This window comes from Marinobacter sp. G11 (genome assembly GCF_021282325.1).
GTDB classification, from domain to species: Bacteria; Pseudomonadota; Gammaproteobacteria; order Pseudomonadales; family Oleiphilaceae; genus Marinobacter; species Marinobacter vinifirmus.
In genome coordinates, this window is the sequence record NZ_JAJSPB010000125.1 from 1 (window position 1) to 502 (window position 502).

The 502-nt window shown below is 54.6% G+C and carries 1 protein-coding gene; it reads left to right on the plus strand.

The window, feature by feature from the left end; all coding sequences use genetic code 11:
* Positions 1 to 401, plus strand: a 401-nt coding sequence (locus LWH94_RS19360) for a transposase (RefSeq protein ID WP_232903324.1), incomplete at its 5' end; no start/stop codon positions are given.
* Positions 402 to 502 lie beyond the last annotated feature (101 nt).

Consider the following 502-nt stretch of genomic DNA (forward strand, 5'->3'; position numbering starts at 1 on the left):
AACAGCAGGCCAAACAACACGACCCGGCGTCACTCAACGTGCTGAAGACCATTCCTGGAGTAGGCCGCATTCTGGCCCTGACCATTCTCTACGAAGTCGGCGATATTCAGCGCTTCGAATCCGTTCAGAAATTCGCGTCCTACGCTCGCCTGGTGAAGTGCAAAGCTGAATCAGCCGGCAAGGTCTACGGCACGCAGGGCAACAAGATCGGCAATGCCCATCTAAAGTGGGCGTTTTCGGAAGCCGCCGTGCTGTTTATCCGTAACAACGACAAGGCCAAGCGCTACGTCGAAAAACTCCAGAGGCGAATGAATAAGCCCAAGGTCCTGTCTGCCTTGGCGCACAAGTTGGGCCGAGCGGTGTACTTCATGCTCAAAGTAAGCGTTCATTCCACGACGTAGTTGACCTACTTCACGTCACGCAGAGGCCTTAATAACTCCGGCGAGACCTTGTACTGTTTGGGGCCGTCCTCGGCCAGAACAATCACACTCTTGCGGTTGAT